The sequence below is a fragment of the Enterobacter sp. RHBSTW-00975 genome (assembly GCF_013615235.1).
GTDB classification, from domain to species: Bacteria; Pseudomonadota; Gammaproteobacteria; order Enterobacterales; family Enterobacteriaceae; genus Enterobacter; species Enterobacter ludwigii.
Map to the genome: position 1 here is coordinate 3,070,460 of NZ_CP055883.1, position 15,268 is coordinate 3,085,727.

Genomic DNA, 15,268 nt, shown 5'->3' on the forward strand with positions numbered 1-15,268 from the left:
TCAGCGTTTGTCGGGGATTTTTTACCGAGTAACTATTTAATAAGTCTATGATGTCAAATTATGAGCAGTCGCCATATGAATTGTAAATTGTTTGTACTAGCATAAACCAAATTATCAAATTCACTCGTCCGGACTTCTCTCCTGACGGCATGGCGTCTCTGGATAAAGCGGTAATGAATAAACAATACCAGCGGGTTTTGGTTACCACCACACATCCTTTATTGCGACTTGTCTGTCTGGGCCTGGTCACCTTTATCTTTACCTTATTTTCGCTGGAGCTGACCCGCTTCGGCACCCTGCTCGCCCCGCTCTGGTTCCCTACCGCCATCATGATGGTGGCCTTTTACCGTCATGCAGGAAAGATGTGGCCGGGTATCGCCCTGGCCTGCTCGTTTGGCAATATCCTGGCCGCGTGGATGCTTTTCTCCTGGTCGTCGATCAACCCGACCTATACCGCTATCAACGTGGTTGAAGCCGTGATTGGCGCGGTGTTACTGCGTAAACTGCTCCCATGGTATAACCCCCTGCAGAATCTGAATGACTGGATCCGTCTGTCCATCGGCAGTGCGCTGGTGCCACCGCTGGTTGGCGGAGTGCTGGTGTATCTTCTGGTGCCGGGTCCGGAGCCGCTGCGTAATTTCCTCGTCTGGGTGTTATCAGAAGCCATTGGTGCGCTGGCGCTGGTGCCGTTAGGGTTACTGTTTAAACCACATTATCTGCTGCGTCACCGCAACCCAAAATTGCTGCTGGAAACGCTCGCCACCATGGCCGTGACGCTGGCTCTCAGTTGGATGGCGATTACCTGGCTGCCGTGGCCCTTCACCTGCGTTATCGTTCTGCTTATGTGGAGCGCCGTGCGCCTGCCGCGAATGGAGGCGTTTCTGGTGTTTCTGGTCACCGTGATGATGGTCTCGCTGATCATGACGCGTAACCCTGCATCCATGACGCCGCAAAACCTGCTGGTGACGCTAAACGCGCCCTGGCTGCCCTTTTTGATGATGCTGTTGCCGGCCAATATTATGACCATGGTGATGTATGCCTTTCGCGCCGAACGCAAACATATCACCGAAAGTGAAGCGCGTTTTCGTAACGCGATGGAGTATTCCGCCATCGGCATGGCGCTGGTCAGCATTGAGGGGCAGTGGCTTCAGGCCAATAAAGCCCTGTGTAACTTCCTGGGATACAGCCAGACGGAGCTTCAGGCCCTCACCTTCCAGCAGTTAACCTGGCCGGAAGATTTGAATACCGATCTCGAACAGCTGGAGCAGCTGGTCAACGGCGACATCAACACCTACACCCTTGAGAAGCGTTACTACACCCGCAATGGTGAAGTGGTCTGGGCCCTGCTTGCCGTCTCCGTGGTGCGCCACACCGACGGTTCACCGCTCTATTTTATCGCCCAGATTGAAGATATTAACGACCTGAAGCAGACCGAGTGGGTCAATAAACGCCTGATGGAGCGCATCACCCTCGCCAACGAAGCGGGCGGTATCGGCATCTGGGAGTGGGATCTGGAGCCAGACATTATCAGCTGGGATAAGCGGATGTTTGAGCTGTATGAGATCCCGCCGCACATCAAGCCCACCTGGCAGCTCTGGCACGAAACGATGCTCCCGGAAGACCGCGCTCACGCTGAAAAGGTGCTCCGGGATTCCCTCATTTCACGTTTGCCGTTTAAGCTTGAGTTCCGCATTCGTGTTAAAGAAGGCGTGCGCCATATACGCTCTCTGGCGAACCGGGTACTGAACAAACAGGGTGAAGTCGAACGCCTGCTCGGCATCAACATGGACATGACCGAGGTGAAGCAGCTCAACGAAGCGCTGTTCCAGGAAAAAGAGCGTTTGCACATTACCCTCGATTCCATCGGCGAAGCGGTGTTGTGTACCGATATCGACATGAATGTCACCTTTATGAACCCGGTTGCCGAGAAGATGAGCGGCTGGCTGCAGACCGAGGCTATCGGGCAGCCTGTTCTGAAGGTGTTGCACATTACCTTTGGTGAAAAGGGACCGCTGATGGAGAATATTCACAGCGGCGATATGTCCCGTTCCGATATAGACCAGGACGTGGTGCTGAACTGCCGTACCGGCGGCAACTACGATATCCACTACAGCATCACCCCGCTCAGTACGCTGGACGGGCAAAACATTGGCTCCGTGATCGTGATTCAGGACGTGACGGAATCGCGCAAAATGCTGCGTCAGCTCAGTTACAGTGCCTCGCACGATGCCCTCACCCACCTCGCAAACCGGGTCAGTTTCGAAAACCACCTCAAACGGCTCTTACAGACCGTACAGGAGACACGCCAGCGTCATGCGCTGGTGTTTATCGATCTCGATCGTTTTAAAGCCGTCAACGACACCGCAGGCCATGCGGCGGGTGATGCTCTGCTGCGGGAGCTTTCGTCATTAATGTTGACCATGCTCCGCTCCAGCGACGTGCTGGCTCGTCTCGGCGGGGACGAATTCGGGTTGTTGCTCCCGGACTGCAATATCGAAAGCGCGCGTTATATTACCGGCCGCCTGATTAACACCATCAATGACTATCACTTTATGTGGGAAGGACGTCTGCACCGGATCGGCGCCAGCGCGGGTATTACTCTGATTGATGAAAATAACCATCAGGCTTCAGAAATCATGTCGCAGGCGGATATCGCCTGTTACGCCTCGAAAAACAGCGGACGCGGCGTCGTCACGGTTTATGAACCCCAGCAGGAACGGGACCACGGCATGCGCAGCATGATGTCGCTTGATGAGCAGTGGCACATGATTAAAGACAATCATCTGATGATGATTGCCCGCAGCGTCGCGTCTCCACGGATACCGGAAAGCTGCAACTTCTGGCTGATTTCATTACGCCTGTGGACCAGCCAGGGCGAAGTGCAGGAAGAGCATGCGTTCCGCTCCGGACTTGCGGAGCCTGAACTGTTGCACGCCCTTGACAGACGTATCTTCAACGAGTTTTTCCGCACCTCCGCCGCACAGGTCGCCCACAAAGGCATGGGGGTCGCGCTTCCGCTGTCTGAAGCAGGTTTAGCAAGCGTCACGCTGGTTGATGAACTTGTCGACCTACTGGAGAAGAGCCCCATGCCAGGCCGTCTGCTGCATCTGGTTATCGCTGCCGACGTGGTATGTAATCCGGATGAGAACCTGCAGCAGGGCCTGCAAAAGCTTCGCCATGCTGGCTGCCGCGTCGTGCTCAGCCAGGTGGGACGCGATATGAACGTCTTTAGCCACCTCAGCGCCAATATGGCCGATTATCTGATGCTTGATACGGAAATGGTGACGAATGTTTATGGCAACCTGATGGATGAGATGATGGTGACGATCGTTCAGGGGCACGCCCAGCGCCTGGGCATGAAAACCATCGCCGGTCCGTGTAACCAGCCCATCATGATGGACACGCTCTCCGGCATCGGCATTGATTTTATTTACGGCGACACCATCGCCGAGCCGCAGCCGTTGGATCTACTGCTTAATACCAGCTATTTCGCCATCAACTGATGGCGCCCAGCCGTCGGTATACCAGATGTGCAGCAACGCATACGAGCGCCAGGGCTGCCAGCGCTGGGCGTAGCGCCGAATTTGCGCAGGCGTCATCCCGGCAAAACGTTGCTTTATCAGATAATCATCCGGCAGAAAAACGTCCTTCGCCTGCCAGCCGCGCAGGGCCAGGTAGTTTGCCGTCCAGCGTCCTATCCCGGGCCGCTGCTGTAAGGCCTTCATTCCCGCCTCAATATCCGCAGGAGGGGAAAGCGGAAACGTCCCGTCAACCACAGACTGAGCCAGGTGAACGATCGACTCCGCCCGCTTTACCGGCATTCCAAGCGCTTTCAACGCCAGCGGGTCCGCTGCGGCCAGCGCGTGCGGGGTCGGGAAGCAGAGATAACCCGGGGCGTCTTCAACCGGCTCCCCGCACAGGGCGACAACGCGGGAAGCCAATTTTGCCGCCATCGCCACGCTAACCAGTTGCCCGAGTATCGCCCGCACACCCTGCTCCCAGGCATCCATCGCCCCCGGCAACCGTAAGCCTAGTCGTGCTGCCCCCAGATCCCCCAGTGTCGAGCGGATCGCCTGAGGATCGCAGTCAAGATCGAAAAGTCGCCCGATACGCTCAAGGCAGGTCTGCGCAACCGGAATCAAGCCCGGGCTGAGCGTCACGGTAAGCGTAGGGGTTTGGCTGTCCGGCGTAACGCGAAATATCCCCTGATGCCCCTCACAGGCGAAACTGCGCTCGTAATAGTGGTCCGTGACGGTCTCTACGCCCGCTACCGCACGTGCGCCAAGGAAACCAAACATCCATTGCCAGTCGTAAGGGGGTTGCCAGGTCAGGGTATACATCATCGCTCCTTTTTTGTTCCCCTCAGCATAAACCGAAAGGCCTTGTTTCGCCTTGCTTTCATATTCCTGTTGTCGCCAGGCAGACATTTCGCTAAAGTCTCGCCCCTTCTCACTGGCATGGGGATTAATCGTGTTTATTGGATTTGACTACGGTACGGCAAACTGTTCGGTTGCCATTATGCAAAACGGGCAACCACAGCTCCTGAAGATGGAAAAAGAGAGCACGCTGCTGCCATCAATGCTCTGCGCACCCACTCGCGAAGCGGTCAGCGAATGGCTGTTCCGTCATCATCAGGTTCCCGCTACCGCGGCGGAAACCCAGGCGCTGCTGCGCCGTGCGGTCAGTTTTAACCGCGACGAAGATATCGACGTGACCCCTTCCAGCGTGCAGTTTGGCCTCTCATCGCTGGGCCATTACATTGACGATCCGGAAGAGGTTTACTTCGTTAAATCCCCGAAGTCGTTTCTGGGCGCCAGCGGGTTAAAACCACAGCAGGTGGCGATGTTCGAAGACCTGGTGTGCGCCATGATGCTGCACATCCGTAACCAGGCGCAGACCCAGGTACCCGATCCCATCACGCAGGCCGTTATTGGTCGCCCGATCAACTTCCAGGGTCTGGGCGGTGAAGAGGCTAACCAGCAAGCGCAGGGGATCCTCAAGCGCGCCGCACACCGAGCCGGTTTCCGTGACGTGGTCTTCCAGTATGAGCCGGTAGCGGCAGGACTGGATTTTGAAGCCACATTAACGCAAGAGCAACGCGTGCTCGTTGTGGATATCGGCGGGGGCACCACCGACTGCTCTTTACTGCTGATGGGGCCACAATGGCATCAGCGTCGTGACCGCGAAACCAGCCTGTTGGGCCACAGCGGCTGCCGCGTAGGCGGTAACGACCTGGACATTGCTCTGGCATTTAAAAGCCTGATGCCGCTGCTCGGCATGGGCGGACAAACCGAAAAAGGCATTGCCCTGCCAATTCTGCCCTGGTGGAACGCCATCGCCATCAACGACGTTCCGGCGCAGAGTGATTTTTACAGCACCGCGAACGGGCGCTTCCTGAACGATCTGGTACGCGACGCGCAGGACGCGGATAAAGTCGCCCTGCTCTATAAAGTGTGGCGTCAGCGTCTCAGCTATCGCGTAGTGCGTACCGCTGAAGAGAGCAAAATCGCCCTCTCTGACCGTGCTGAACACGCTGTCTCATTACCTTTTATCAGTGATGAGCTGGCGACCGCGATATCGCAGGAAGGGCTGGAAACGGCACTCGCCCAGCCGCTGCAGCGGATCCTCGAGCAGGTGCAACTGGCGCTGGAGAATGGCAAAGAGAAGCCGGATGTGATTTACCTGACCGGCGGTAGCGCCCGTTCACCGCTTATCAAGAAAGCGCTGGCGGAACAGCTTCCGGGTATTCCGATTGCCGGTGGCGATGACTTTGGCTCCGTAACGGCAGGTCTGGCCCGCTGGGCACAGGTGATGTTCCGTTAAGCCCCGACGGAAGCCCTCGAAATGCGCAGGGCTTCCGTCGTTTACAGCGCGTTAAAACGCACATTTTCCTTTTTACCTGGCAGCACGCTGCCCTTTTTGCATGCCGCTTCTCGTGTCGTCGGCTGGCTTTGCTCGACAAATCGCCGGAAATCAGCGAACGGCACCGGGGGCAGGAAATGATACCCCTGCAGGTAATCCACCTGTTTGCTGATAAGCCACTCTCGCTGATAAGCGTACTCCACCCCTTCCGCCACGGTACGCAGCCCAAGAATCATCGCCAGATTAATAATCGATTCCAGCATCGGCAGCGGTTGGTTATCAGCCTGGATAGCGTTGATAAAGGTCTTATCAATTTTTATGACATCCAGTTCGAGTTCATTCAGATAGCATAAATTCGCGTATCCTGTACCAAAGTCATCCAGCGCAAACATCACCCCGCGATTACGCAGTGAACGGATCAGTTCTTTTATTGCAGGCGTCACGGCCAGCGTTTGATTTTCGGTGATCTCAATCATGAGCTTCACCGGTAACGATTCTGTCAGCTCTAAAAAATTGAGGCACTCCCAATAAAACACCGGGTTACTTAACGTGGTTGGACTGACATTAAACGCCACAAACAGCGGTGTATTTAACCCGTTATTCTTTTGCTTTAAGTCACTGGCAACTTTATGCATTAAATAGCTGGTGAGTTCGTTAATCAGGCCACAGCTTTCTGCCAGCGGAATAAATTCTCGCTGCGAAATCGTGTAATTATGCCCTAATGGCCAGCGGGCCAAAATCTCTATACCGCACGGCTCACCGCCTGCACCGACAACGGGTTGATAATAAGGTAAAATCTCATCATTTTTGAGTGCCAGACTCAGACGCCCCGCATCATTATTATCATAACTACGCCCGGTGGATTTGCGCATTAACGTACTGTTCTGCCCCACATCTCTTTCAGTCAGGAAACCATTGCGGATAAGAAAAATAATAGATTCAATAAAATTTTTAAAACCAAGCCTGTGCGTTATTTTATCCCGGTAGCGATACAGGGATTTTGTGGTCAATGAATTTGCCCGGCAGAATTCGGCCTGCCCCTCTTTCGTCATCATGGCATTAAGCATGTCTGCCTCAAATTCGGTTAACGCGAAAACGTCCAGCTCATCTGATTTTACGCGTGATTCCGGTTGCGGGGTGGTCATCAGTATACGCGTGAGTATATCGATGACGGTCGTATAATGCAGTGTTACATCAATTGAGGTACTGTATTCATAGCCTCGATTAATACACTCATTTTCGCTCACCCTGAGAACAACGCTGTTTACCATGATAAACTGGCTACTGTTACGATGTAGCCATTTCTTCACCAGGAAAAAGGGCATCCGGTTATCAACAATTAACAGACAGGAGTTGTATTGCTGAAAAGAAAGGTCTGACTCTGATATAAATGTCTGACTGTCGACCAGTACCAGATTAGGCAAAAAAGCCCTAAGCCCGGCGAAAAGATAAATGTCATAACTGAGCAGGAAGACCTTTTTCTTATTCATAATAATCACCATCACGTTTTCATTGTAAAACGCAGCCTTCCCGAACAGGAAAGTGCATTCACAATTGACCTGGTATTCACATAGACTTAAGGTAAAACAAATAAAATGCCTTTAGATTGCATAATGTGTAGTAGCTCATCCCCCTTGCAACAAAACTGAGCGCAGGGGAAATGATAGGAATATTCTTGCTGTATCGGTAGCGAATTCTGAGGTCCGAAATGAGTACAAACTTATGCGCTTATATTCACATTCGGACAAACTTTAGTGATAATAAACCCTATTTTAACAGAATAAAAAACCATAAATAATGCGACACATAGGTTATTATTTCAGAATAAGACGATACCCTATTCTGAGGATTACGCTGCCCGACACACCAACAGGGTGCGTCGCAAATCGCGTATACCGTACACATTGTGCGCAATATGCATTATTTTATAATAGAAGTTGTGTTGCTTAGACATAATTAATCCCGTGATCTCATCAGGCAAATCATCATTATCATTTTTGATCACAGAAACCCGTTGGGTACGTATGTAGCCGTCACTATCATTACCTAAAAATTGAAGCATCGTGGAACGGTTAATGGCGTAGCTTTTCCCATTAACATTAATTACGCCCACTTGTGACAATACCCCCTCTTCAGCAGATGATATCCTGAAAACCAGCAATACCTCCCCTTCGATGTGCATACCTGTTTTTTGCGTATTGAGCACAAGATGGTTCTTCGCTGAGCATACCAGCGCTGCCGGAACCTCATGACGTTTAAATAAAAACAAAAAAATGATAACAAGCGCTACGGCAAGACTAAAATACATAATTTTCGCACGCATGTGCAACTCCCCGGGAGCCTAACGTACAAATACTGAAAAATGATTCCTTTAGTTTATTACCTGCAGACAATCCATTGTCATCATAAAACACAATGACCTTATTTCTTCCCTTACAGATAGATTTGAATTGCTGCCATCGGGATGAATTCAAAAAAGTGGATATTTTCTCAACTGAATTATCATCTGTCGTAAATATTTCACAGGAACCGGATTTTTGTACATGCACGACACCATCGGTATCTCGTAATAATTTTGGCAGAAGGACAAAGCCAGATATCACCAGGCTGATGCCTAACATTCCACCAACGATCGTTTTACCGTATCGCCTTAACCCGGGTTTGGTGGCGGAGGTTAATGCAGTGATGCTATGCGGCAACGCATCTTCTTTTACGTTTTCGATCTGCGCCTGAAAAACAAATCCTTCTCGGGGGATAGTTGCGATCAGATTATCCATTCCCAGTTCTGCTAACGTTTTGCGCAAAATACTGACATTTTTATTCAGACTGTGACCTGATGGGATCAACCCATACCTTCCCCACACTTCTTCTATAATCAGATCCCGATGTAATTGTTTGCGGTTATTCGCAATAAAGAGCTCCAGTAATCTTGCCGTTGCAGCGGACAGAACCACTCTTTCTCCCTGTACACTTAGCGCTCTGGTCTCTGAATCGTATACAATATGATCATTGATTATCTTTTTCATCCGAGAACTCTTTTATTATCGGCGGCAATGCCAGCACGCAGTACAGAATATATTCCCAGAGTTCAGTTAGCAATATAAGAACTGTTTCTTTAAACTTTAACTGTTATTTTTAAAACAACCATCGCCTATCGGTATATATTTTTTCAACGCAACGATGAATTTTTTATTTTTAGTGTTTAACGCGCTGCTTCGGTAGGTCTCTCCAGGCAGCAGGTAGCGCATCGTCGCCTCGTCATCGGTTGACTGGCATCCCTTGTGTACGATGATCCTGAAAAACGTATTGCCGGTATTTGTCAGCGCCCCTTTTTGCTCATCCAGAGTATAACCTAGCGTCAGCTTTCTGGGCCTGACCACCAGTATCGTATCCAATGCAATAGCGGGCACAGCTTCACTTGCTTTGCCTGAATGACGTTCAGCAAACAGCGTTACCGGCATCTCGCGAAACTGAATCCGGTAGTAGCGCTCTTTGTCATCCTCGGGCCCGCGATAGAAGATCTTAAAATACTCCCCGGCGTCCGGGGCGAGCGAAAACGTGAGCGGTGTAAACAGCAACTCCCCGTCCTCTATTGGCAGACGCTTTTCCCCACCCGGTCCTGGACGATCGATTTTAATCGCCGAAATGCTGTACACATTCTGTTTGTGGCTGTCGTTGTAAATACGTTTGCTAATGAACGACCGCTCTGCGGGGATATCATAGATCGTGGAGTCCAGATACAGCGCGTGGGCAGAAAGCGTGTAAAGCGCAATGCAGAGTCCCACCACACCCTCCGCGACCTTCCGCCAGCGCATCATTTTGTTACTCCCAGCCAGTTCGCGGTGACTTTGATTTCACCACTGGCGCTGACCACGCCTTCCCAGTCAGCGCCAGCCACCGTCAGTGCTGAGCGGGAATCATTCATCGGGAACAGCAGCGTTAAGTTGGTGCTGAAAAAGCTGCCATCATCCGTGTTGTTGGCATCCCATGGCACCTGTTGCCATAACGCATCGTTCAGACTAATGGCATTTTCACTGCAGCTGTTCCTCACCTGAGTAGGGCTTCCCGACGCGGTGTTGTATTGCAGATAGGCAGGGACAGGCACGTTTATCCCCCCCTGGGCCGACGTAAACAGGCAATAAGGGGTATCGTTGATTGTCGTGCTGTCCCCGATAACCTGGGCCGTAATACTGTCAGCCTGACGGGGTCCCGATACGGTGACGACGTAATCCATCTCGATCGGCGCGTCATCTCCGATGGTGCCGCTTCCACTGGCAGAGGCCGTATTATTCGATGAGACAATGCTAATCCCATACTCCTTCGGCACAATATTGAGCTGCAAAGAGGGGGTAAACTGGTAATAGCCTGACTCCGGGGTTAATGCATTCGTAAACGCAAACGTAAAGGGCTGGCTGTTGGTAATACTGACGCCTGCATCCACCAGATTCTTAAGGAATGTTTTCGACAAAAAGACATAGATATACTGGCCAGATGTCGAAAAGACGTTGTAATACGCCGTCGAGGCGCTGAAGTTATACCATGTCGAGCCATTTCCCGAATATTTCACGGTGGTTGCGGAAGGGGTAAAACCCAGTGCAGCAGAATCGATATACGCTCTGAACGTCAACGATGCCGTCAAATTTTGTGTCTGCTCAAGGTTGTATTTGACCATTTTACAAATTACGCCATCAACGTTACTGACGACACCCAGCTCACAGGATCCGGAATCATTTGTGATGCTTGGGGTTCCATCACTGGCGATCCACAGCTCCTGAAAGGCACTTGTTGATTCCAGCGCCAGATGTCCCCGCTTGTTTAACGTGTAATTGATGTAATTCCAGCGACCTGTGGTCTGATCCTTACAGCGTTGTCCTGAGGCGTAATCATAGTTAACCGAGGTATAGCAGCGGTTAAAAACATAGGTTTCGCTGCCACCCGTCGGCATATTACGAAAATACTCATAGGCTGAGTTGCTCAGCGAAGCAAAGCCATACGCTCCGCCAATAACCCCCGCCACGGATCCAACCTGCGCGTGGTAAAAACCATTGTTATCCACCCCCTGCCCGGCAATGTAGCCCGTCGTCGGACACTGCGAACCTCGGTAGCAGCGTATTCCTGTGAAAGGAGCATCAATGGGCGAATTATCAATCCACATATCCTGATAATTATTGGCCGGCGCAGTCCAAATGACATAACCCAGATAACCGAGGCTGACCTGGGAGGTACCGTATTTAACCCAGGTATTTGAGCCGCTGAAACGGGGATCTAACGCGGACGGCGTAATGAAATACTCACCGTCAATGTCGTTCTCGATAAATAAAAACGTGTTGTTGATCGCCCCTGACGATGAGGCGGTCAGTGCCCTTGCGGTGAAGGGAATCAACCCCGCCAAAAACAGGAGCGAAATAAAAACGGAAGCACTTTTTTTCATAGCATTATCTCTGCGCCATCGTGGTTTGCGGTGCACATTTAACATCCCCTACCCACGCAGCGCCCCTGGCTTTTTCCAGATCTAAATCCGCTTCGCAGATATTACCGTTGGCGGACACCAGGGTAATAACGGGATACTTCTTATCAATATCAATGGCGAACTCACCTTTCGCGTCGGTGCGCGTTTTGCCAATGTGGTTATGGATGTCCGTATTTGACGCCAGTTCACCATTGGGATATCGCACCCGGCCAAACACGGTCACCATGCTTTTCACCTCAGGTGACACCACGCCGACGTTACCGGGATAAAGGTTAAGCGCCTGTTTACGGCCCGAGACAATGTCAAAACTGTCTTCAGAGTTTTTATCATTCATAATTTCCAGCTTGTATTGCGCGTAAGGCGGGAGTGCAATAAAGCTCGATTTGCCGCTAAGAATATAATTTCGGTTATTTATTTTTGCGGCCAGCTTTCCATCACCCACAAGATCGGTTTTCACAATAATGCCCGAGCGCTGTCGCTCTTTGCTCAGACCAAAATCCCCACCCGCCCAGGCAACGGAACCCTGAGAGGAGAAGTTCATATTGGTCGAGTTGTCCGCTGAACGGGTCACCGAAACCGTACCGCCGTTATAGCGGGTGTCATAACTCAGGTTGCCATTTACAGCGTAATTGTTGTCGTAGTTCTGCTCTCCACTCAGGCGAGTCGAGGCGGAAATGCCTGCAGACGTAATAACGCTATCCTCAAATTGTTTACGCGCGCTGATATTGCCCTGTGTTGCGCCGTAGCGATCGCGTGAAACCCCGACACTCATCCACGAGGCCAGCGGCAGCGATAAATCCAGGCTGACATAGCGTTCCTGACGTCCGTCATCATTCGTATTGTTGTAGTAATAGCGCTGTATCCCGGCCCGTAACCCCACTGTAGCGTACCGTCCCGCATAGAGGGTGGTACTGTAATCCAGGTTCCGGTAGGTATTACCGGAATAGCGGTTTTCGGTCTGGCTGACCGTTAACGTGCCACCGTGCGGAATAAACCGGCTCAGATTCAATGTTGCGCCAACCGAATAGTTATCCCGCTCCTGCACCGGCAGACGGTTACCGATTTTGCTGTCTTCCCGCGACGCCCACAGCGATCCAAACCCGCCTGGAGCATTAAGACTGGCGCTGCTGACGTTGCGCCATGTTCCGTCGTTCGCCACCAGCGTTTGTGTCCCGACGCTGACATATTCGTTGACGTTAAGAGTAATGTCCGTTTCATTGACGGCATTGTCATCAAACCCATAACCTGTCGTTTTCAGGGTGAGCCCGGAGAGCATTGCCAGGGTTAACGAGGCCGCACCACCCGCAATCCAGGTCTGTTCACTGCCGGCATCACGGTAATGATTGCGTTTATAACTCACGCGGTCGTAATCAAGTGAACCGCCAAAAATTTGCCATGCGACTTCATGCAGGCCTGCGGCCTGCTGGCGGGCAAATATTTTATTCACCCGACTGACGCGGGTGTTCACCGTCCGGCCATTTACCACGACATCCACCGTGACGTCATACACACCGTAAGGGAACCGGCTGGTGTCAATTTCGTAGCTGCCCATGTTGAAGTTCTGAACGCTTAACAAGCGCCCATCACGAAACACATGCACTTCACCGGCAGACGGTAAAAATATGGTTATTGGGATCAAGGACAGGGAGGTGTTTTCAACCACCGTACTGCCTTTATTGCCGTAGCTGACGCCGTAGATCTTGCCGCCATTCAGCGCATTGAGGCTGGCGATCGACTGAACGTTCCAGGTGTCGAGCATGCCCAACGCCAGACGATAACCCTCATAATCGCGCTCATACATGGCACGATACAGTTTGCTGGAGCGGTTACTCTCGCCAATACCATAGACCGAGCCATTGATATTGAGGTGGTGCTCTCTCAACGAGGTGGTGTTATCCAGGGTTAAATAACTGCGAGAGCTGCTGCCATTGCGGTAGTCATTGTAATAGGTGCCAAAGTTGTAATTCAGCACATTAGATAGTCGATCAACGCTGGACGGTCCCAGCAATGAACTGCGGGCGACCACCGCTTCAGTCAGGGCATCCCGGCTGACAATCATCTCCAGATGAAAAGAGGAGACGTTTAATTTCAGCCGTGCGTCTCGCGAAAGGGCAAGAGAGGTATTGTCGATAAATTTCGCATCGCCTATTTTTTCCACCATCTCGCGCGTTTTCTCTGAAAGCACCGCGTTATTGGGCAGATCGGCAACCATAATGGATTTTACAACGATATTTCCCTCAACCAGCGAGATGACCGCATCAGCAATTTTTTGTTGGCTTTTTGTATCCGTCTCCTGGTAGCGGATATAAACGGGGATCGTCATCCCCTGTTCAAGAGAACGCGCGAATGCCCCTGGAATAACATAATTACCAATCTTAACCGGTGCAGAATGCGCAACCCCTGATGTTAGCGCATAAGAGAGTAATAAACTCCCTCCTATAAGATATTTAAAAGACATACGCATCCTTACTTTTCGGTATTTTTATTACTGGTACCGGAAATGACGCCGTGTATTACTTCACTGTAATAAATTGCTTGCCATGCCAAATCCCAATACGGGTGCGACTGTTTGACACATCGCTTTTCTGCAATCTTATTTTTGTGCCTGGCATGACGTAATAACGCTCGCGACACCCGCGTCCCCGATCCTGTGACGCCTCTTTGCAGGCTCCGTAAGCAATGACCCGAAACGAGACGTTGCCTTTGTTGGTGATGACATCCCCGTCACGACCATATTCGAATCGCTCCTTGCGGGGCGCCACGACCAGAATTGTCCCGATTTCTGCCGACGCCGTCGCAATCGCGGCTTTGCCAGCCTTAGTCGATGCGCTTTCGCTTACGGGTTCGTCAACCCACTGCAGCCGGTAATAACGTTCTTTGTCATCTTCAGGGCCCTTATAGAAAAAGCGAAAAACATCTTTCGCCTCACCGGGTAAAATAAGGCTCGCCGGTGTAGAAAGTAATTCTCCCGACGTTTCAAATTGCATTTCTGTTCCGTCAGGCAGCGGTGAAGAGAGCCTTTTTACGGTAACGCTCACATAGCGCGCGGAATCAGTGGTATTGATAATTTCTTTTGATAACGCGTTTTGATCGGCCGTCATTATTGACGTGATATCACCCACATTAATCGCCAGACTGGAAAAGGATACGACCATCCCTGCCAGCGCTGCGAGTGGCAAATATTTCTTCATCAGTGCATTCCTGAGAAATTCGGGAGAGAGCCTCTCCCGAATTAATATTCATTACGCTGGAGTGGTCCAGGTTGCATTGAACTGAACTTTTACGTCACCCGTCCAGTAACCATCCGGCAGCGCAGAATAGTCAGTTACAGCAGTCGAACCGTCAGAAGTCGCTGAAGCGATGGAGAATTTGAAGCTGGACTGATCGCTTACACGCTCAGCGCCGTTATAGGCTCCATCGGCCAGCAGGCTTTCCAGACCTGAAGTGGAAGCCGCATTCACCAAAACGGTTTCGGCAGAGTTAGACAGCGCCTGACCATTCCATGCCACGCCCACATTCAGGGTAGATGCATCACCGCTTGCATTGGTCAGCGTATTGCTGATGACCTGAGCAGTCAGTTCAAAATCGGTTGCACTTTCCTGTCCCTGAATCGTCACATCAAAAGCGCCATCCTGAGTGTTAAACCCATTCAGGCCCTCTGCATACTGGAACGTCAGCGAGTTCAATGGGGTCACGACCAGCAGGCTGGTTGTATCTTTCGTTGCCGTTGCATCCCATGATGCGGTGGCAGATGCCGTAACATCAGCCATAGCATTTGCAGCAGCAAATACAGAAACCAGAGAGGCCACCAGTAATAATTTTTTCATTTTCATCTCCTGAGAACAAACGTACTGCCAGGTGCCATTTAATAAATAACCTGGAAGCTCCATTTAAATGCGAACGGGATTTACCGCGCCAAAAAAGTATTATTTGAAT

The 15,268-nt window shown here is 51.3% G+C and carries 11 protein-coding genes; 2 read left to right on the forward strand and 9 right to left on the reverse strand.

Going from position 1 to position 15,268, the window contains the following annotated elements:
• Positions 1 to 173 precede the first annotated feature (173 nt).
• Entirely contained in the window at positions 174 to 3,503 is a 3,330-nt protein-coding gene (locus HV340_RS14835) for a diguanylate cyclase (RefSeq protein ID WP_040019052.1), read from the forward strand.
• On the opposite strand, the gene alkA is transcribed toward HV340_RS14835, so the two are convergent.
• A complete protein-coding gene (gene alkA / locus HV340_RS14840) occupies positions 3,468 to 4,340 on the reverse strand; it encodes a DNA-3-methyladenine glycosylase 2 (RefSeq protein WP_181216080.1) in 873 nt (290 codons plus the stop codon). The genes HV340_RS14835 and alkA overlap by 36 nt on opposite strands.
• Positions 4,341 to 4,470: 130 nt before the next feature.
• Between alkA and yegD the strand changes: the two genes are divergently transcribed.
• Positions 4,471 to 5,823, forward strand: coding sequence for a molecular chaperone (gene yegD, locus HV340_RS14845; RefSeq protein ID WP_040017957.1), 1,353 nt, complete (start codon positions 4,471 to 4,473; stop codon positions 5,821 to 5,823).
• A gap of 41 nt (positions 5,824 to 5,864) precedes the next feature.
• Here yegD and HV340_RS14850 read toward each other — a convergent pair whose 3' ends face one another.
• The 8 genes from HV340_RS14850 to HV340_RS14885 all read right to left on the reverse strand — a co-directional run bounded on the left by HV340_RS14850 (position 5,865) and on the right by HV340_RS14885 (position 15,159).
• Positions 5,865 to 7,352, reverse strand: coding sequence for an EAL domain-containing protein (locus HV340_RS14850; protein WP_226876170.1), 1,488 nt, complete (start codon positions 7,350 to 7,352; stop codon positions 5,865 to 5,867).
• A gap of 359 nt (positions 7,353 to 7,711) precedes the next feature.
• A complete protein-coding gene (locus HV340_RS14855; RefSeq protein WP_181216081.1) occupies positions 7,712 to 8,185 on the reverse strand; it encodes a hypothetical protein in 474 nt (157 codons plus the stop codon).
• Positions 8,160 to 8,888, reverse strand: a complete 729-nt coding sequence (locus tag HV340_RS14860; protein WP_014170839.1) for a winged helix-turn-helix domain-containing protein — start codon at positions 8,886 to 8,888, stop codon at positions 8,160 to 8,162. The genes HV340_RS14855 and HV340_RS14860 overlap by 26 nt, the downstream gene beginning before the upstream one ends.
• A 96-nt stretch (positions 8,889 to 8,984) precedes the next feature.
• The gene (locus HV340_RS14865) at positions 8,985 to 9,680 is read right to left on the reverse strand and encodes a fimbrial protein (protein ID WP_032680624.1); all 696 of its coding nucleotides are present in this window, start codon (positions 9,678 to 9,680) and stop codon (positions 8,985 to 8,987) included.
• A complete protein-coding gene (locus HV340_RS14870; RefSeq protein WP_074176865.1) occupies positions 9,677 to 11,293 on the reverse strand; it encodes a fimbrial protein in 1,617 nt (538 codons plus the stop codon). The genes HV340_RS14865 and HV340_RS14870 overlap by 4 nt, the downstream gene beginning before the upstream one ends.
• Before the next feature lie 4 nt (positions 11,294 to 11,297).
• On the reverse strand, positions 11,298 to 13,790 hold the full coding sequence (locus HV340_RS14875) for a CS1-pili formation C-terminal domain-containing protein (RefSeq protein ID WP_181216082.1): 2,493 nt from the start codon (positions 13,788 to 13,790) through the stop codon (positions 11,298 to 11,300).
• 55 nt (positions 13,791 to 13,845) lie between these two features.
• Complete coding sequence (locus HV340_RS14880; RefSeq protein WP_025203674.1) at positions 13,846 to 14,523, reverse strand: hypothetical protein; 678 nt, start codon at positions 14,521 to 14,523, stop codon at positions 13,846 to 13,848.
• 51 nt (positions 14,524 to 14,574) lie between these two features.
• Complete coding sequence (locus HV340_RS14885; RefSeq protein ID WP_020883247.1) at positions 14,575 to 15,159, reverse strand: common pilus major fimbrillin subunit EcpA; 585 nt, start codon at positions 15,157 to 15,159, stop codon at positions 14,575 to 14,577.
• Positions 15,160 to 15,268 lie beyond the last annotated feature (109 nt).

What these genes read in the sequence shown, in the direction of transcription:
- HV340_RS14850 (WP_226876170.1), bottom strand. Translation starts at nt 7,352, where the DNA reads ATGAATAAGAAAAAGGTCTTCCTGCTCAGTTATGACATTTATCTTTTC.
- alkA (WP_181216080.1), bottom strand. Translation starts at nt 4,340, where the DNA reads ATGTATACCCTGACCTGGCAACCCCCTTACGACTGGCAATGGATGTTT.
- HV340_RS14885 (WP_020883247.1), bottom strand. Translation starts at nt 15,159, where the DNA reads ATGAAAAAATTATTACTGGTGGCCTCTCTGGTTTCTGTATTTGCTGCT.
- HV340_RS14870 (WP_074176865.1), bottom strand. Translation starts at nt 11,293, where the DNA reads ATGAAAAAAAGTGCTTCCGTTTTTATTTCGCTCCTGTTTTTGGCGGGG.
- HV340_RS14860 (WP_014170839.1), bottom strand. Translation starts at nt 8,888, where the DNA reads ATGAAAAAGATAATCAATGATCATATTGTATACGATTCAGAGACCAGA.
- HV340_RS14865 (WP_032680624.1), bottom strand. Translation starts at nt 9,680, where the DNA reads ATGATGCGCTGGCGGAAGGTCGCGGAGGGTGTGGTGGGACTCTGCATT.
- HV340_RS14880 (WP_025203674.1), bottom strand. Translation starts at nt 14,523, where the DNA reads ATGAAGAAATATTTGCCACTCGCAGCGCTGGCAGGGATGGTCGTATCC.
- HV340_RS14835 (WP_040019052.1), top strand. Translation starts at nt 174, where the DNA reads ATGAATAAACAATACCAGCGGGTTTTGGTTACCACCACACATCCTTTA.
- HV340_RS14875 (WP_181216082.1), bottom strand. Translation starts at nt 13,790, where the DNA reads ATGTCTTTTAAATATCTTATAGGAGGGAGTTTATTACTCTCTTATGCG.
- HV340_RS14855 (WP_181216081.1), bottom strand. Translation starts at nt 8,185, where the DNA reads ATGCGTGCGAAAATTATGTATTTTAGTCTTGCCGTAGCGCTTGTTATC.